Here is a 17,017-nt window from a genome sequence, read left to right on the forward strand (position 1 = left end):
ATTGCCGGGACAAATAAAAAGCGCGGGTCTTGCCCGCGCTTTTTTGTTTACTGTGGAACCTACGACCGCAACGCCGCCAGTTCCTCAATGCCGACATGGCTCTCTATCTCGCTGCCGCGCAGATAGAGGTAGAGACCGATCGCGAAGGCGAGGACGGCGATGAAGACCAGATACCAGGCGTGGGCCATGGGGTTGATCGCAAGCGCCGTCGTCACGCCGATCGGCGTCAGCCCGCCGAAGACGGCATAAGAGACGTTGTAGGCGAAGGAGAGGCCGGAAAAACGGACGGATGCCGGAAACGCCCGCACCATGACATAGGGCACCGCACCGGCCATGCCGACCGAAAGGCCCATGACGCCGTAAAGCAAGAACATGGTCTGAAGCGAGGTGCCGGCGTAGCTGTAGAAGGTGAAGGTGGCGATACCGAAGAAGATGCTGGCGCCCATGAAGAAGAGGCCGGAGCCGATACGGTCGATCAGCGCCCCGGCAATGATGACGCCGAAGATCAGGAACAGCGTGCCGAAGCTGGTGCCGGCGAGCGCCTGCGTTGGCGTATAGCCGTAGAGCTTTTGCAGGAAGGTCGCCGTCATCAGCGTGGTGACGACGATTGCCGCTGACAGAACCCAGGTCAGCAGGGCGGAGATGATCACGCCGCGCATATGGTGCTTCAGCACCAGCCCGAGCGGCAGCTTGTCCGTCAGTGACTTCGACTTCTTCATTTCCATGAAGATCGGTGTCTCTTCCAGCCAGCGGCGCAGATAAACGGCGATGAGGCCGAAAATGCCGCCGAGCAGGAAGGGAATGCGCCAGGCGTAACCGGCCACGTCTTCCGGCGTGAAAAGCGAATTGATGGCAAAGGCGATCAACGAGCCCAGCATGATGCCAAAGGAAAGACCGGAGGTGAGGAAACCACAGGCGAGGCCGACGCGGCGGAAGGGCACGTGTTCGGCAACGAAGGTCCAGGCGCCGGGCACTTCACCGCCGATGGCGGCACCCTGCAGCATGCGCAGGATGATGAGCAGGATGGGAGCGGCCACGCCAATGGTGGCGTAGGTCGGCATCAGTGCCATGCCCAGCGTGGAAAGAGCCATCAAGAGGATCGAGAAAGCGAAGACACGCTTGCGGCCGTAACGGTCGCCATAATGCGCCAGTACGATACCGCCCAGCGGCCGCACCAGATAACCGGCGGCAAAGATGCCGAAGGTCTGGATCATCACCAGCCAATCCGGCATCTCAGGCGGGAAGAACAGATGGCCGATCACGGTCGCGAAAAATACGAAAATGATGAAGTCGTAAAATTCGAGCGCACCGCCCAGGGCCGAAAGGCCGAGCGTTTTGTAATCCTGGCTATTGAGGGGCCGGGCTGCCGCCGGTGTGGTGGTGGGAGACATGAGGCTGCTTCTTTTCTAAATTTCGTATTACTTATGGGAATGCGGCAAGCGCAGCGCGATTTCAAGCCTTATGCTGTTCAATCACTCAGGTATTTCGATGGGCTGTCGAGAAAGCGCCGCAGGAAGATTATGGTCTCCAACTCGTCATAAAGACGTTCGGTGATGCCATCCTCGTCGAAATGATAAATCGTTGCCTCTGGAATGGCCAGAAGGACGGGCGAATGGGTGGCGATGATCAATTGCCCGCCTCGATCGGCCGCATGGCGGATGAGCGCGGCGAGTTCGAGCTGTTTCTGCATTGAAAGCGGGCTTTCCGGTTCATCCAGAAAATAAAGACCGGCACCGTGCAACCTCTGCTGCATGATGTCCATAAACCCTTCGCCGTGGGAACGGCGGTCGAGTATATTGTTCCTGACGATCCTGCGAAATGTCTCGGGCGTTTCCTCTGGAAAATCCTCGCCTTTTTTCAGTGCCTTTTCCCGCTCCCAGCGAAAATCGTCCAGCGCTTCCTCATTCTGGCGGCGGATATAACCAAGCACGTCTTCGGCGCGCAGAAACATGCGGATTTTCGGATATTTCTTGCGGGCGAAATAGAACGACTTCGCCACGGTCTCGGCGTGCTGAAGGTAAAGGTCGCCGGTTACCTGACCGTGATTGCCGATGGCATAGGCAGTCATTCCCGCCGCCAGTCCTTCCAGCAGTGTTGATTTGCCCGAACCGTTATTGCCGGCGAAAAAGGTGATCGGCGTCTTGAACTCAAGACGTTGCAGATGGCGCAGCGCAGGGACGGAGAAGGGATAGACGTCGCTTCCGTCGAGGTTCTCTTTTGTGGTTACGCTATCGAGAAACAGCATGTTGGGCTCCTCCTGACGGAAGACACTTAAACGGTGCCCCGTGTCAAAAGCCATTATCCCTATTCGAAACGGTCGATGATGCTGATGCCGCTTTCCCTGAAGCTGTCCATGGCGGGCAGGGCGGTTGCGGCCTCGGAAAGCGTGATGTGGCGGCCGATCAGCTTTTCCGGCGCGAGCCTGCCGCTTTCGATCATAGCCAGCATGTCCTCATAACGCCACGCCTGCATGCCGTGGCTACCATAGATCTCCAGCTCATGCGCGATCACCCGCGCCATGGGAATGGCGGGCATGGCGTGGTCGGCGAGCATAAGCCCCACCTGCACATGGCGGCCGCGCCGGCGCAGGTTGCTGATGGAGTTGCAGCAGGTCTGCGGGTGGCCGAGCGCATCGACAGAGACATGTGCACCGCCACCCGTCACCTCGCGAACCGCCTCGGCAACATCGGCAACCGCGCGGCTGTTGATGGTGGCGGTCGCGCCGAGCTGCCGCGCAAGTTCGAGCTTGTCTTCGGCAATGTCGATGGCGACGACCTGCGCGCCGAGGCCGGCGCCGATCATGATGGCGGAGAGGCCGACGCCGCCGCAGCCATGCACCGCCAGCCATTCGCCGCCCTTCAGGCGTCCCTGATCGGTTACGGCACGGAAGGAGGTGGCGAAACGGCAACCGAGGCCGGCGGCGGTGGCGTAGCTCATCGTATCCGGCAGATGCACGAGGTTCTGATCGGCATAATCGATGGCGACATATTCGGCGAAGGAGCCCCAATGGGTGAAGCCGGGCTGGAACTGCGCCTCGCAGACCTGCTGGTTGCCGGAGCGGCATTCATGGCAATGACCGCAGCCGGAGACGAAGGGCACGGTGACGCGGTCGCCGGTCTTGAAGCGGGTGACGTTTTTGCCGACAGCGGCAATCACCCCGGCGAATTCGTGGCCGGGAACATGCGGCAGGCGAATATCCGGGTCATGTCCCATCCAACCGTGCCAATCACTTCGGCAAAGGCCGGTGGCCTTTACCTCGATGACCACACCGCCATCTGTCGGTTCCGGATCCGGCAGGGACGCGACAACGGGGGTCTCACCGAATCGTTCGTAATAAAGCGCGCGCATCATGGCCTCACATCGTTGGTATGCAGGTTCGAAGTCATACCTGCTCTACCATCTCCCGCAAATGGGCGAAGCGGTTTTGCGTCTGGAAAAGCGTTTTAGTCCTTGATGAGCATCAGGTCGCCGGCTGCGAATTTCAGCGTGACCTGCTCACCGACGGCGGGCGGTGCTGTGCCGGGATCGTTGAACATGTCGAATGACAGCGTGGATCCGCCGAGATCGAGGCGGGTGCGGATGACCGAGCCGAGGAACTGGCTGGAGGTGACCGTGCCGGAAATGGCGACATCGCCTTTCGCGTCGCTGCCGAGCGAACCCGCTTCAGGGCGCAGGGCAAGGGTGATTTTTTCGCCGTTTGCCGCATTGACCGGCTTTTGCAGGGTGATCTGCTGCTCCCCGACCTGGATGGTGTTGGATGAGGAGTCCGCCACGATCGCGTCGATGAGGTTCAGCGTGCCCACGAAGGAAGCGACGAAGCGGGTCGCGGGCGTGTTGTAGATATCAAAGGGCGAGCCGATCTGGTCGGCGCGGCCGGCATTCATGACAACGATGCGGTCGGAAATCGACAGGGCCTCTTCCTGATCGTGGGTCACGAAAATGGTAGTGATGCCGAGTTTCTGCTGAATCTGACGGATTTCCTCGCGCAGCGAAACACGGATCTTGGCGTCGAGTGCCGAGAGCGGTTCGTCCAGCAAAAGCACTTCCGGCTTCGGCGCGAGCGCACGGGCCAACGCCACGCGTTGCTGTTGGCCACCCGACATCTGGTAGGGATAACGGTCAGCCAGATGCTCCAGGTGGATGAGCTGGAGCATTTCTTTCACGCGCGCGTCGATTTCGGCTTTCGGTTTGCCAGCGACTTTCAGGCCGAAGGCGACGTTTTCATAGACGTTCATGTTCGGGAACAGCGCATAAGCCTGGAACACCATGCCAATATTGCGCTGGTTGGGCCGGAGCGTTGTCTGGTCCTTGCCGTTGATGACGATCGACCCTCCGGTCGGGATTTCGAAACCGGCGATCATGCGCAGTACCGTGGTCTTGCCGCAGCCCGATGGCCCGAGGAAGGAGACGAACTCGCCCTTTTCGATGGCCATGTTGAAATCATGTACGACCTGGACGGAGCCGAAGGATTTCTTGATGTTGCTAAGTGTCAAAAAGCTCATGAAATATTGTCCTCAGGCCTTGGGAGGCGCGCCCTTCTGGTAGCGTGAAACGAGTTGGATCAGACCGAGGCAACCCCAGGTAATGCCGAAGGAAATCACGGCAAGCGCTGCCGGTTCATAGGCGCGGTTGGCACCCAGCAGCTGCATGTAGGGGCCGAAGGCCGGGCGGTTCAAAAGGGCTGCCATGGTGAATTCACCGATGACGATAGCGAAGGTCAGGAAGGCGCCCGACAGCACGGCGACCAGAACATTGGGCAGGATGATGCGCGAAAGGATGGTCGTCCAGCCCGCGCCAAGGCTCTGCGCCGCTTCCGTCAGTGTCGCCACGTCGATGGTTCTGAGGCCGGTATCGACGGCGCGGTACATATAGGGCAGGGCGAGCGTGGCATAACCGAACATCAGAAGCAGGTTGGTGCCGAAGCTCGTGCCGGTCAGCGGCAGCCAGCTGGAGGTGTTGTAAAGCCTGATATAACCGAAGACGATGACGATGGCCGGGATGACCAGCGGCAGAAGCGTGATGAATTCGATATAGGGGCGCAGGCCCGGCAGTTTCAGACGCACCCAATAGGCGGTCGGCACCACCAGCAGGACGCCGAAAATGATGGTGAACAGCGCCATGACGACGGAATAGCTGAAGGTTTCCTGGAAGCGCGGGTCGCCCAGCACCTTGGCATAAGCGTCGAAAGAATATTCGCCGCGCCGCATTTTCAGCGAGAAATTGGTCATGCCGATCAGCGGCAGGGCGAAATAGAGCAGGCCGAAAATCAGCGCGCCCCAGGCGAAGAAACGCTTCATTTCAGCCACCTTTCGCTGCGGGCGCGCAGCCAGATATAAAGTGCATTGGCAATGCCTGTCACGACGATCATGCCGAAGGCGAGCGCGTAACCGAGATGCGGATTGCCGAGAACGTCGCCGCGAATCTGCGCGAAGAGCAGGATCGGTACGATGTTGAGCGAGGAGCCGGTGAGCGCAATTGCGGTGGCCACTGCGCCGAAGGCATTGGCAAACAGCAGCGACATGGTGCCGAGCAGCGACGGCAGCAAGATCGGAAAGGCCACCATGCGCCAATATTGAAAGCCGGTGGCTCCGAGAATTTCCGCCGCTTCGCGCCATTCGCGCTTCAGGCCGTCAAGAGCGGGCGTGATGATGAGGATCATCAGCGGAATCTGGAAGAACAGATAGGTGACGGTGAGACCCCAGAAGGACAGGATGTTGAAGCCGAGCATCCTGAGATCGATGCCGATCTGCGTCTTCAGGAAGACGGTCAGGAGGCCGACCGGGCCAAGCGTGGCGATGAAGGCGAAGGCAAGCGGTACCCCGGCGAATTGCGAGGCGACGCCTGAAAAGGTGAGAAGCGGTCCGCGGATACGCTGCGGCAGACCACAGAGCACTACGGCCGCGGCGACGGCAAAGCCGATCAGGCAGCCGAGCGCTGCAGAAGCGAGGCTGATCTTTATCGAGATCCAGTAGGCCGAAAGGATGGATGCGGTAAAAAGCCCTGCAATGTTTTCAAGCGTGAAAGTTCCGTCTGTCCGCTGGAACGCGCCAACGACGATCTTCATCGTCGGCATAATCAGAAACAGCAGCACAAAAACGGCAAAAGGTACGACGCCTATCCAATGCAGCGGCAGCTTTCTGCGCGCGTCGGATGGTCCGCCGGTGTTGGTTGATGGCATCCTTGTCCCCAAACGCCGTTTTCAAACGGTCTGTCTATAAAGGTCTATATTATAAAAGAAGCACCCCGGCTTTGATCGGCCGGGGTGCGTTTTCAACAATTTACTTCACGTTCGCGCCGACAACGCTATCCCAGCCGCCAGTGACGGCCGCCTTGTTGGCATCGACTTCCTCGAGCGTCGGGAAGATCGCCTTTTCATAGGCTGCTGCCGGCGGCAGGCTGTCGATCAGGTCCTGCGGAACCTTGCCGGCCTTGACCATGGCGTTGAAGCGGATCGGGTGGCAATAACCCTTCAGCCAGCCGAGCTGACCGTCGTCGGAGTAGAGGTGCTCCATCCACAGCTTGGCAGCATTCGGATGCGGGGCGTAAGCGGAAATGCCCTGCACGTAAACACCGGCGAGAACGCCCTTCTCGGGAACGACGACTTCCGTCGGCGGGTTGTCGTTCAGCGTCTTCTTCCAGGATAGCGCATTATAGTCCCAGGCAACGATAATCGGCGTGGCACCCTGTGCAAGTGTACCGGCCTTGCCAATAGTCGGCAGGAAGTTGCCAGCCTTGTTGAGGTCGGCGAAATATTTCAGGCCGGCTTCACCGGCTTCCTTGCCGGATTTTGCTCCGGTTGAAAGACCGGCGGCGAGAACACCGAGGATAGCCTGGTTGGAGGCGCGCGGGTCACCCGCAAGCGCGACCTGACCGGAATAGTCAGCCTTCAGAAGGTCTGCCCAGTCCTTCGGCGTTTCCTTGACAAGATCCTTGTTCACGAAGAACGACATCACGCCGTAATAATCGCCGTACCAGTAACCTTCGGAATCCTTGACGTTGTCAGGAATTTCGTCCCAGGTGGAGACCTTGTAGGGCTGCAGCAGGCCTTCGGCCTTCATCTGCGGGCCGAAAGCAAGACCGACGTCAATGACGTCAGGCGCCTGCGGGCCCTTATTGTCCTTGTTTGCCTTGACTGCTTCGACTTCGTCGGCGGAGCCGGCGTCGGGGTTCAGTTCATTGACGGTGATTTCCGGATATTTCGCCTTGAAGGCGGCGATCACGTCGCCGTAACCACACCAGTCGTGCGGCAGGGCGATGGTGGTCAGCATGCCTTCCTTCTTGGCGGCGGCGATCAGTTCGGCGCTCGGCTCAGCGGCGGCAATAGCGGTGGAGGCGATGACCAGTGCGGTGGTTGTAGCAAGCAGTCGGCGGCAGTGAGAGATCACTTTTTTCTCCTCTTCGTGTTCTCATATTGCGGACGCTGATACGGATTCTCGATGAAGCTAATGTGACGGCTGGATGGCAATTCATTTATCCGGATTCCGCCACTTTAAACCCATTTTCCGCCATTATCGGGCTTTTTGCCAGCAATTGCGGGAGTTGACCGTTTTTGTCCGTTAGACCAGATGCGTTCCCCAGCTTGGTTTTTCCCCTGCTTTATCGTGCTGGTAGCGATCGCAGGTATCCAATCAGCGTGCGGCATCGGCGTCAAGTCGTATGCCGGCTACGCATATTCACGTTCTGTCAGGGCGTCGGAACAGGCGTGTCTGTTCAAACAGGCCCTCCAGTGCGTTCATGCGTTCCTTGGTCTCGTCCCACGTGCCGCTCTGCACCGCTTCGATCAGCGCCTCGACGACAAAAAGCGTAACGACAGACGAATCCCACGCGGACGGGGCCTCTATTTTGACCCGGAAAATATGCAGCGCATGACGCGCCACCGGCGATGTCCACTGGTCGGTAAAGAGGATGATCTGCACCCCATTTGCCTTGGCCACCTCTGCCAGCGTCGTCATATCGTGCTCGTAACGGCGGATGTCGAAAATGACGAGCACATCGCCGGCGCTCATATTCAGCATATATTGCGGCCAGGCGCTGGAGTTGGACGACATCAGCGTTGTCTTCGGCCGGATCACCTGCATGTGGGTGAAGAAATATTCGGCAATCGCACCGGTGATGCGCCCGCCGACGAAGTAGATGCTGCGCTTGCGGTCGGAAAGCAGCGCGGCGGCATTGTCGAAGACGGCGGTATCGAGATCCCCAAGCGTATCGCGCAGATTGCCGGTAATGGCGTCGGCGAAACGGTTGAGAATGTGCAGGCCCGGCGCGTTGGTTGCCCAGCGGTCATGTTTGGCCACCGGACCGGAGATCGTCGCTTCCAGCTCCTGGTGCAGATGCGCCTGAAATTCGGGGTAGCCCTTATAGCCGAGCTTCTGCACCATCCGCGCCACTGTCGGGGTGGAAACACCGGCATTTTCGGCAATCGTGGTGATGCTGCCGAGGCCGGACACCGGATAATTGCCGAGCAGGCTTTCTGCCAGCCGTTTTTCGGAACGTGTCAGCGCGTCGTAATGGGCATGGATGACGTCCGACACGGTGGCCGCGGTGTTGCGCAAATCTTTCCCCTTCCGGTCTTTCTGCCGGTGTGTGGGCTAAAATAAACATCTCTGCCCGTGATTGAGTCAATGGAAAAATGAAGAGAAAATTTCAAAATTCCATTTGACTCCCGCCATAATGTGAAGAATTCTTTTCGCCGTTAGGGAAGACGGTTTTCCGGGTGGGGTACGTGCATGACGGTGCGTTCGCGGTTTTTCACAGAAGCGGAAGGGCAGGCCGTTGGCATCGAGAATGCCGGTGCGGCGGGCGATGTCCTGCTCGTCTGCGAACATGCTTCGGCCACCGTCCCGCAAAGATTAGGCACGCTCGGCCTGTCGCCCGAGGTTCTTTCAAGTCATGTGGCATGGGACCCCGGCGCTCTGGCCGTTGCCCGTCTGCTTTCGGAGAAGCTCGACGCGACGCTCATTTATCAGAGGTTTTCCCGCCTGGTCTATGATTGCAACAGGCCCCCCGAATCGCCGTCCGCCATGCCGGTGAGAAGCGAAGTGTATGATATTCCCGGCAATTTCGACCTCACCGAAGCGGAGCGGTTTGCCCGAACGTCAGCGCTGTATGTGCCGTTTCACGACCGGGTGAGCGAGATCATCGCCGAGCGGCAGGCGAAGCGCCGCAAGGTGGTGGTGGTGACCATCCACAGTTTCACGCCGGTTTATCATGGCCGGTTCCGCGAGGTTGAGATCGGCATCCTGCATGATACCGACAGCCGTCTCGCTGACGCCATGCTGACAGGCGCCGAAGGGGCCTCGCTCACGGTCAATCGCAACGATCCTTATGGCCCGGAAGATGGCGTGACGCATACGTTGCGACTGCATGCGCTGCCGGACGGGCTTTTGAACGTCATGATCGAGATCCGCAACGATCTGATCGCCGATGAAGGAGAGCAGGCGAACATCGCCGCATTTCTACACGAGCTTATGGGGAAGGCACTCGCATCGATCGACGAGTGAGGGAGCAGGGGCCGGCCGATGGTGAACACACCGGGGTCAGGCGTCGAAGGGAGACTGCCGCCATCCGGTCAAAGAAGCCGGAAAACGAAGCGGTACGGGAACAGCAGATGCGTGCGGCGCGATCCGGGAGTTTCCTGATGGCGCCGAAGACTGGGGCACAATCGGCCAATAACGGCTGACTGGCTTGTTTTTTTCTTATCAGGAGAGAAGGGCATGGACAGTTCATCGTCAGGCGTCAGCTACAAGAAAGCTGATGCATCCTATTTCGAAAAACGCGGACTATCCCGTTATGCGGGCGTGTGGTCGCTCTGGTCGCTTGGCGTCGGCGCGGTCATATCAGGGCATTTTTCCGGATGGAATTTCGGTTTCTCCACCGGCGGCTGGGGCGGCATGCTGGTGGCGGGCATCATCATCGCCATCATGTATCTTGGGCTGACATTCTCGATCGCCGAAATGAGCCCGGCGCTGCCACACACGGGTGCGGCCTATTCCTTCGCCCGCACGGCCATGGGCCCATGGGGCGGCTTCATCACCGGCCTTTGCGAGAATGTTGAATATGTGCTGACGCCGGCGGTCGTCGTCACCTTCATCACAGCCTATGTGAACTCGATTCTCGGCCTCGATCCGGCCTATTCACCCTTCGTGTGGATAGCGTTTTACGCTATATTCCTTGCTCTCAACGTCTTCGGGCTCGAGCTTTCCTTCAAGGTGACGCTCGTCATCACGCTGATTTCGCTCGCCGTTCTGGTGTTCTTCTGGATCAGTGCCATTCCCAATATCGATTTTTCGCGTTTTGCGCTCAACATCGGCGTCGGACCTGATGGCAAGGCGGTGGAACTGCCGGAGGGCGGTGGCTCGTTCTTCCCGTTCGGTTTTTCGGGCGTTCTCGCCACGCTGCCTTTCGCGGTCTGGCTGTTCCTCGCCATCGAGCAGCTGCCGCTCGCGGCTGAGGAATCCGTCGATCCGAAACGCGACATGCCGAAGGGAATCATCCTTGGCATGGTCACGCTGATGGTTTCGGCCTTCATGATCGTGCTGCTCAACCCGTCGCTGCCGGGCGTCGGCGCCTTCCATCTCAGCTCGTCGCTTGAGCCGCTTTTGGACGGTTTCAAGGCGATCTATGGCGATGGCGGCGTGGTGCTGCTTGGTCTCGTGGCTCTCACGGGCCTGATCGCAAGTTTTCATACGATCCTCTATGCGCAGGGCCGCCAGATCTATTCGCTGTCGCGTGCGGGTTACTTTCCGACCGTGCTGTCGATCACGCATTCGAAATACCGCACGCCATACGTGGCCAACATCACCGGCGCCATAGTCGGGCTCGCGGTCATGCTGGTCATCTGGTTCGCGCTGGGTGCGGAACAGGGCGGCAGCATCATCGGCAGCGTGCTTTTGAACATGGCCGTGTTCGGCGCGATGTTCTCCTACATCATGCAGGCGATTTCGTTCATCCTGCTCCGCAAGAACCTGCCGCATATCGAGCGGCCGTTCCGCTCGCCCTTCGGCATTCCCGGTGCGGTGCTGACAATCATCATCGCCATCGTCACGCTGCTCTACCAGATCCAGGATCCGAACTTCACAAAGGGCGTGCTCTGGGTCGCCGTCTGGTTTGCGGTCGCCATCGCCTATTTCGCTTTCATCGGCCGTCATCGCCTCATCCTCTCGCCGGAAGAGGAATTCGCGCTGGAGCACAAGCAGGCTGCCATGGCAGCGGCGGCTGCAAAGGCCTGATGCTCAAACAAACGGGCGGCCGGATACGGCCGCCCGGTCACGACACTAAAGGGGACGGATAAAATGACGAGCTACACATTCGACGCGCTTAAAATGGATGTCGCTGAGGGCCGCATCGACACGGTTCTGGCCTGCCTTGTGGACATGCAGGGGCGTCTGATGGGCAAGCGGTTTCAGGCCGAGTTTTTTGTTGAAAGCGCCTATGAGGAAACCCATAGCTGCAATTACGTACTCGCTACCGACATGGAAATGGAAACCGTTCCCGGTTACAAATCGTCCAGCTGGGAAAAGGGTTACGGCGATTATGTGCTGAAGCCCGATCTTTCGACGCTGCGGCGTGTGCCGTGGCTGGAAGGCACGGCGCTGGTGCTGTGCGACGTTCTCGATCATCACACACACGAAGAGGTGCCCCATTCACCGCGCGCACTGTTGAAAAAGCAGGTGGCGCGGCTGGAGGCCATGGGGCTGAAGGCCTATATGGCGACCGAGCTGGAATTCTTCCTGTTCGACCAGACCTTCGACGCGGCGCGCGCCGGCGGCTATAAGGGGCTGAACCTCGCCAGCGGCTATAATGAAGATTACCATATCTTCCAGACAACCAAGGAAGAGGATGTTATGCGGGCGCTGCGCAAGGGTCTGCAGGGTGCCGGCATTCCGGTTGAAAATTCCAAGGGCGAGGCGTCTCCCGGTCAGGCGGAAATCAACGTTCGTTATGCCGAGGCGCTGACCATGGCCGACCGGCACGCCATTATCAAGAACGCCACCAAGGAGATCGCCTGGTCCAAGGGCAAGGCCGTGACGTTCCTCGCTAAGTGGAACTACAATGCCGCCGGCAGTTCTTCGCATATTCACCAGTCGCTGTGGAGCCTCGACGGCAAGACCCCGGCTTTTCTGGACAAGGACGCCGAGCATGGCATGTCCGAACTGATGCGGCATTATGTTGCCGGCCTTCTGGCCCATGCCAGCGAGATCACCTATTTTCTGGCGCCCTACATCAATTCCTACAAGCGGTTCATGGCCGGAACCTTTGCGCCCACGAAGGCGATCTGGAGCCTCGACAACCGCACGGCGGGATATCGCCTCTGTGGCGCCGATACCAAGGGCATCCGCATCGAATGCCGCGTGGGCGGCTCCGATCTCAACCCCTATCTCGCCATGGCTGCCCTGCTTGCAGCAGGCATTGACGGCATCGAAAATAAACTTGAACTTGAGCCCGAATTTGTCGGCGATGCCTATGGCGGCAAGGATGTGCGCGAGATACCCAAGACGCTGCGTGACGCCACTGCGTTTCTGGACGGATCGAAAATGCTGCGCAGCGCCTTTGGCGACGATGTGATCGATCATTACGTCCGCGCCGGGGCGTGGGAACAGGAAGAATACGACCGCCGCGTGACCGACTGGGAAGTGGCGCGCGGTTTCGAACGGGCCTAATCATTACGGGAAAACATCATGACCATGATCCAGAATATCTCGCCCATCGACGGCTCGGTTTATGCCGAGCGGGAGGCGATGTCGCTGGAGGCGGCACGGGCCGCCGTTTCAAAGGCGCGCAAGGCGCAGAAGGACTGGGCTCGACGCCCGCTTGAGGACCGCGTTCAGTTGGTTCTGAAAGGTGTCGCACGCCTCAACGAGATGGTGGATGAGGTCGTGCCGGAACTTGCCCATATGATGGGCCGTCCGGTGCGCTATGGCGGCGAGTTCAAGGGGTTTAACGAACGCTCCAACTATGTCGCCTCCATTGCAGCCGATGCGTTGGCGCCGCTCGTCATCGAGGAAAGCGGCAATTTCGAACGCCGCATCGAGCGTGAGGCGCATGGCGTGGTCTTCGTCATAGCGCCCTGGAACTATCCTTACATGACGGCGATCAACACCGTCGCGCCGGCTTTGATGGCCGGCAATACGGTCGTCATCAAACATGCGGCGCAGACGCTGCTGGTGGGCGAGCGCATGGTGCGGGCTTTTGTCGAGGCCGGTGTGCCTGACGATGTCTTCATCAATGTCTTCCTCGACCACGGTACGACCTCGGCGCTCATTTCCGAAGGCCTTTTCAACTTCGTCAACTTCACCGGTTCGGTGGAAGGTGGCCGCGCCATCGAGCGCGCCGCTGCCGGCACCTTCACCGGTCTAGGTCTTGAACTTGGCGGCAAGGACCCCGGTTATGTGATGGAGGATGCCGATCTGGATGCCGCCGTCGATACGCTGATGGATGGCGCCACCTATAATTCCGGGCAATGCTGCTGCGGCATCGAGCGCATCTATGTCAACGAAAACCTCTATGACGCCTTTGTCGAGAAGTCGGTCGCGTGGGTTTCCAATTACAAGCTCGGCAATCCGCTGGAGCAGGAAACGACGCTCGGGCCGATGGCCAACAAACGTTTCGCCAAGGTGGTGCGTGCGCAGATCGCGGATGCAGTTGCCAAGGGCGCGAAAGCGCTGGTAGATCCGAAGCTATTCCCTGCCGATGATGGCGAAAGCGCCTATGTCGCGCCGCAAATCCTCGTCAATGTCGATCACTCCATGGAGTTCATGACCGAAGAAACCTTCGGCCCGGCGGTCGGTATAATGAAGGTGAAGAACGATGACGAAGCCATCGCGCTGATGAATGACAGCAAATACGGGCTGACTGCTTCGCTGTGGACGCAGGATGCCGCCCGTGCCGGGCGCATCGGCCGCGAGATCGAAACCGGAACCGTGTTCATGAACCGCGCTGATTATCTCGACCCGGCGCTTTGCTGGACCGGTGTGAAGGAAACGGGCCGTGGCGGTTCGCTCTCCGTCCTCGGTTTCCAGAACCTGACCCGTCCGAAATCCTACCATCTGAAGAAAGTCACGAAATGAATATCGTCGCCAACTGGAGCTATCCCACCGCCGTCAAGCTTGGCCGTGGCCGGATCAAGGAACTGGCGGAAGCCTGCAAGACGCTTGGTATCAAGAAGCCGCTTCTCGTTACGGATCGCGGCCTTGCCAATATGGCGATCACCGCGCATGCGCTGGATGTGCTGGAAGAGGCGGGTCTCGGCCGGGCGATCTTCGCCGAGGTCGATCCGAACCCGAATGAAATCAACATGGAAGCGGGTGTGAAGGCCTATCGCGATGGCGGCCATGACGGCGTCGTCGCTTTCGGCGGCGGCTCGGGCCTCGATCTTGGCAAGACCATCGCCTTCATGGCTGGGCAGACCCGCCCGGTCTGGGATTTCGAGGATATTGGCGACTGGTGGACACGGGCGGACGCTTCCAAGATCGCGCCTATCGTTGCCGTTCCGACGACGGCCGGCACCGGTTCGGAAGTCGGTCGCGCCAGCGTCATCACCAATTCGCAGACGCATGTGAAGAAGATCATCTTCCATCCGAAGCTCTTGCCCGGCGTCGTCATTTGCGATCCGGAGCTGACGGTTGGTATGCCGAAAGTCATCACGGCCGGCACGGGCATGGATGCTTTCGCCCATTGCCTGGAGGCCTATTCCTCGCCCTTCTATCATCCGATGAGCGCCGGTGTGGCGCTGGAGGGTCTGCGTCTCGTCAAGGAATTCCTGCCGCGCGCCTATAAGGACGGTACGGATATTGAAGCCCGCACCAACATGATGGCGGCGGCGGCCATGGGGGCGGTTGCCTTTCAGAAGGGGCTGGGGGCCATTCACTCGCTCTCGCATCCGATCGGCGCTGTCTACAACACCCATCACGGCATGACCAATGCCGTCGTCATGCCGGCGGTGCTGCGCTTCAACCGTCCTGCCATCGAGGACAAGATTGCCCGCGCCGCTGCCTATCTTGGCATTTCCGGCGGTTTCGACGGCTTTTATGACTATGTGCTGGAGCTTCGCAAGGAACTCGGCGTGCCTGAGAACCTCACCGCCATGGGCATCAAGCCGGATCGTATCGACGAACTGGCGGCGGAAGCGATCAAGGACCCGAGCTGCGGTGGCAATCCGGTGCCGATGACGCTTGAGAATACCAAGGCGCTTTTTGAGGCTTGCTTTTAAGGAGTTACCTTTGATCGCCGGGTTTGTGAGAGGTTGAGAGGGTGCCGCTTGTTTCTTCTCCCCGGCGGGGAGAAGAAACCTGCGGCGACGCTGTACCCCGCATCGGTGCCGGCGACCATACGACCTCTAATCCATGAAGCCCGCGACGCCATCGCGGGCTTTTTGTTACGCGGCGTAATCGTTATTAGTGTTTTATTAACCCTGTTCGTTAAGATTATGGAAAGCACCATGAAGTGCGTCGGTGCGTGAATGAGCATGAAACGGCTCTGACAAACAGGGGGTATCATGTCAGTCATCACTTTCGCCAATACCAAGGGCGGCGCGGGAAAAACCACGGCCGTGCTGCTTCTGGCGACCGAACTCGCCCGTAGCGGCCATCGGGTGACGGTTCTGGATGCCGATCCGCAATTGTGGATTTCCCGCTGGTACGAACTCTCGGGCATGGTAGAAAACCTGTCAGTGATTTCGCATGTGACGATGGCTTCGCTTGAAGGCCACATTCGCGAAAACCGGGCCAATACAGACTGTTTCATCATTGACCTGCCCGGCGCAAAAACGCCGCTTTTGACCATGGCTCTGGGTATTTCCGATCATGTTCTGATCCCGGTACAGGGATCGGCCATGGATGCGCGTGGCGCTGCCGAAGTTCTCGATCACATAGAATTCCTGAACCGCAAGATGGGCAAGGCGATCGCCCATTCCATCGTGCTGACACGGGTCAACGCCATGGTGGCAACGCGTTCGCTGTTGCTCGTCAAGATGCTGCTGGCGGAAAAGAACGTCTCCGTGCTCAACACGGCGATTGTCGAGCGGGCGGCCTATCGCGATATTTTCGACTATGGCGGCACGCTTCTCTGTCTGGATGGCAAGAAGGTCAGCAATATCGACAAGGCGGTAGAAAATGCGGCGGCCTTTGCCGAGGAAGTCATCAACCTCCTGCCGAAAAGACTTCCGAGGCGCGTTGCGCACCTGGCACGTCTCGTGACACGCAGGGCTGCCTGACCTCGCGTTGCGAATCCCGCCCGGTTGCGGCGACGGTGCGACGGTTTGGTGAAATGGGTTCCCCACCAAAATGCGGAGAAGAGGCGGCCTTTACGAGGCGCTCCCACGTCCTCTTCATGGCGCGAAATTTTTGCTTGATTTGGAAATGATCGTTTCCTATATTCCGCTCATGAGCAATTTCAGCCAGCCCCATTCCCCGGAACAGCGCCATCGCGGCCGCCCGCGCGAGTTCGATCTTGAACGCGCGCTCGATGGCGCGATCAAGGTATTCTCGCGGCGCGGTTATCACGCCACCTCGGTAGGCGATCTTACCGATGCGATGGAGCTGGCCCAGGGTAGCCTCTACAAGGCCTTCAAGGATAAGAAAGCCGTCTTCATCGCGACGATGGAGCGCTACAGGATCATACAGACCGAGCGTTTCGAGGCAGCTGTGGCCGGTTTCGACACCGGTTATGAGCGGCTGAGAGCGGGGCTGATGTTTTACGCCGAACGATCCTACGGCGGTGTTGGCTCCGACGGATGTCTGGTGGTTGGTGCCGCTGCTGATCTGGCGGCACTGGACGACGACATCGCCGTTGTAGTCGAGAGGGCCGTGAAGGCGAGGGAGCGGATCGTCGCCCGCCTTGTTGCCGAAGGGCAGAAGGATGGTTCCGTGCGGTCCAAGGCCGATCCCGATGATCTTGCGCGGGCGATGCTGTGCATGATGTACGGTATGCGCGTGGTGGGAAAGACAGGGCGGAGCCTTAAAGACATGGTGGCCGTGGTGGATATTGCCATGAGGCTTGCCGAGTAATTTTGTGAATATTT

General features: G+C 59.1%; 15 protein-coding genes. 7 read left to right on the top strand and 8 right to left on the bottom strand.

The annotated features are described in order from the left end of the window. Window positions 1–59 precede the first annotated feature (59 nt). From FHW77_RS06250 to FHW77_RS06285, 8 genes are all read right to left on the bottom strand, one after another. Window positions 60–1,391 (bottom strand): MFS transporter, encoded by a 1,332-nt coding sequence (locus FHW77_RS06250; protein WP_004442867.1) that lies wholly within the window; start codon window positions 1,389–1,391, stop codon window positions 60–62. A 77-nt stretch (window positions 1,392–1,468) separates the two neighbouring features. After that, the gene (locus FHW77_RS06255) at window positions 1,469–2,245 is read right to left on the bottom strand and encodes an AAA family ATPase (RefSeq protein ID WP_004442865.1); all 777 of its coding nucleotides are present in this window, start codon (window positions 2,243–2,245) and stop codon (window positions 1,469–1,471) included. A gap of 59 nt (window positions 2,246–2,304) precedes the next feature. Then, entirely contained in the window at window positions 2,305–3,348 is a 1,044-nt protein-coding gene (locus FHW77_RS06260; RefSeq protein ID WP_004442864.1) for a zinc-dependent alcohol dehydrogenase family protein, read from the bottom strand. A gap of 95 nt (window positions 3,349–3,443) precedes the next feature. Beyond that, a complete protein-coding gene (locus tag FHW77_RS06265; RefSeq protein WP_004442863.1) occupies window positions 3,444–4,502 on the bottom strand; it encodes an ABC transporter ATP-binding protein in 1,059 nt (352 codons plus the stop codon). Window positions 4,503–4,514: 12 nt separating this feature from the next. Then, window positions 4,515–5,297: an ABC transporter permease gene (locus FHW77_RS06270; protein WP_004442862.1), complete on the bottom strand. Its 783-nt coding sequence runs from the start codon at window positions 5,295–5,297 to the stop codon at window positions 4,515–4,517. Beyond that, window positions 5,294–6,178, bottom strand: coding sequence for an ABC transporter permease (locus tag FHW77_RS06275; RefSeq protein ID WP_182590360.1), 885 nt, complete (start codon window positions 6,176–6,178; stop codon window positions 5,294–5,296). The genes FHW77_RS06270 and FHW77_RS06275 overlap by 4 nt, the downstream gene beginning before the upstream one ends. 100 nt (window positions 6,179–6,278) lie before the next feature. Beyond that, complete coding sequence (locus FHW77_RS06280; protein ID WP_004442860.1) at window positions 6,279–7,385, bottom strand: ABC transporter substrate-binding protein; 1,107 nt, start codon at window positions 7,383–7,385, stop codon at window positions 6,279–6,281. Between the two features lie 288 nt (window positions 7,386–7,673). Next, complete coding sequence (locus tag FHW77_RS06285) at window positions 7,674–8,552, bottom strand: MurR/RpiR family transcriptional regulator (protein WP_004442858.1); 879 nt, start codon at window positions 8,550–8,552, stop codon at window positions 7,674–7,676. A 174-nt stretch (window positions 8,553–8,726) separates the two neighbouring features. Here FHW77_RS06285 and FHW77_RS06290 point away from each other — a divergent pair, with 174 nt between their 5' ends. From FHW77_RS06290 to FHW77_RS06320, 7 genes are all read left to right on the top strand, one after another. Continuing rightward, window positions 8,727–9,500, top strand: coding sequence for an N-formylglutamate amidohydrolase (locus tag FHW77_RS06290; RefSeq protein ID WP_004442857.1), 774 nt, complete (start codon window positions 8,727–8,729; stop codon window positions 9,498–9,500). Window positions 9,501–9,713: 213 nt separating this feature from the next. Next, complete coding sequence (locus FHW77_RS06295; protein ID WP_004442855.1) at window positions 9,714–11,228, top strand: amino acid permease; 1,515 nt, start codon at window positions 9,714–9,716, stop codon at window positions 11,226–11,228. Window positions 11,229–11,291: 63 nt separating this feature from the next. Next, on the top strand, window positions 11,292–12,659 hold the full coding sequence (locus FHW77_RS06300; RefSeq protein ID WP_004442854.1) for a glutamine synthetase family protein: 1,368 nt from the start codon (window positions 11,292–11,294) through the stop codon (window positions 12,657–12,659). An 18-nt stretch (window positions 12,660–12,677) separates the two neighbouring features. Then, window positions 12,678–14,066: an aldehyde dehydrogenase family protein gene (locus tag FHW77_RS06305; protein ID WP_004442851.1), complete on the top strand. Its 1,389-nt coding sequence runs from the start codon at window positions 12,678–12,680 to the stop codon at window positions 14,064–14,066. Then, on the top strand, window positions 14,063–15,208 hold the full coding sequence (locus FHW77_RS06310) for an iron-containing alcohol dehydrogenase (protein ID WP_034498788.1): 1,146 nt from the start codon (window positions 14,063–14,065) through the stop codon (window positions 15,206–15,208). The genes FHW77_RS06305 and FHW77_RS06310 overlap by 4 nt, the downstream gene beginning before the upstream one ends. A 285-nt stretch (window positions 15,209–15,493) precedes the next feature. Beyond that, entirely contained in the window at window positions 15,494–16,210 is a 717-nt protein-coding gene (locus tag FHW77_RS06315; RefSeq protein ID WP_004442847.1) for a ParA family protein, read from the top strand. A gap of 145 nt (window positions 16,211–16,355) precedes the next feature. Then, on the top strand, window positions 16,356–17,003 hold the full coding sequence (locus tag FHW77_RS06320) for a TetR/AcrR family transcriptional regulator (RefSeq protein WP_004442845.1): 648 nt from the start codon (window positions 16,356–16,358) through the stop codon (window positions 17,001–17,003). Window positions 17,004–17,017 lie beyond the last annotated feature (14 nt).

The organism is Agrobacterium sp. RC10-4-1 (assembly GCF_014138475.1).
Taxonomy (GTDB): Bacteria; Pseudomonadota; Alphaproteobacteria; order Rhizobiales; family Rhizobiaceae; genus Agrobacterium; species Agrobacterium pusense.

Excerpts from the sequence above, each read along its gene's own strand:
- FHW77_RS06250 (WP_004442867.1), bottom strand. The coding sequence starts at position 1,391 with ATGTCTCCCACCACCACACCGGCGGCAGCCCGGCCCCTCAATAGCCAG.
- FHW77_RS06255 (WP_004442865.1), bottom strand. The coding sequence starts at position 2,245 with ATGCTGTTTCTCGATAGCGTAACCACAAAAGAGAACCTCGACGGAAGC.
- FHW77_RS06260 (WP_004442864.1), bottom strand. The coding sequence starts at position 3,348 with ATGCGCGCGCTTTATTACGAACGATTCGGTGAGACCCCCGTTGTCGCG.
- FHW77_RS06265 (WP_004442863.1), bottom strand. The coding sequence starts at position 4,502 with ATGAGCTTTTTGACACTTAGCAACATCAAGAAATCCTTCGGCTCCGTC.
- FHW77_RS06270 (WP_004442862.1), bottom strand. The coding sequence starts at position 5,297 with ATGAAGCGTTTCTTCGCCTGGGGCGCGCTGATTTTCGGCCTGCTCTAT.
- FHW77_RS06275 (WP_182590360.1), bottom strand. The coding sequence starts at position 6,178 with ATGCCATCAACCAACACCGGCGGACCATCCGACGCGCGCAGAAAGCTG.
- FHW77_RS06290 (WP_004442857.1), top strand. The coding sequence starts at position 8,727 with ATGACGGTGCGTTCGCGGTTTTTCACAGAAGCGGAAGGGCAGGCCGTT.
- FHW77_RS06295 (WP_004442855.1), top strand. The coding sequence starts at position 9,714 with ATGGACAGTTCATCGTCAGGCGTCAGCTACAAGAAAGCTGATGCATCC.
- FHW77_RS06300 (WP_004442854.1), top strand. The coding sequence starts at position 11,292 with ATGACGAGCTACACATTCGACGCGCTTAAAATGGATGTCGCTGAGGGC.
- FHW77_RS06305 (WP_004442851.1), top strand. The coding sequence starts at position 12,678 with ATGACCATGATCCAGAATATCTCGCCCATCGACGGCTCGGTTTATGCC.
- FHW77_RS06310 (WP_034498788.1), top strand. The coding sequence starts at position 14,063 with ATGAATATCGTCGCCAACTGGAGCTATCCCACCGCCGTCAAGCTTGGC.
- FHW77_RS06315 (WP_004442847.1), top strand. The coding sequence starts at position 15,494 with ATGTCAGTCATCACTTTCGCCAATACCAAGGGCGGCGCGGGAAAAACC.
- FHW77_RS06320 (WP_004442845.1), top strand. The coding sequence starts at position 16,356 with ATGATCGTTTCCTATATTCCGCTCATGAGCAATTTCAGCCAGCCCCAT.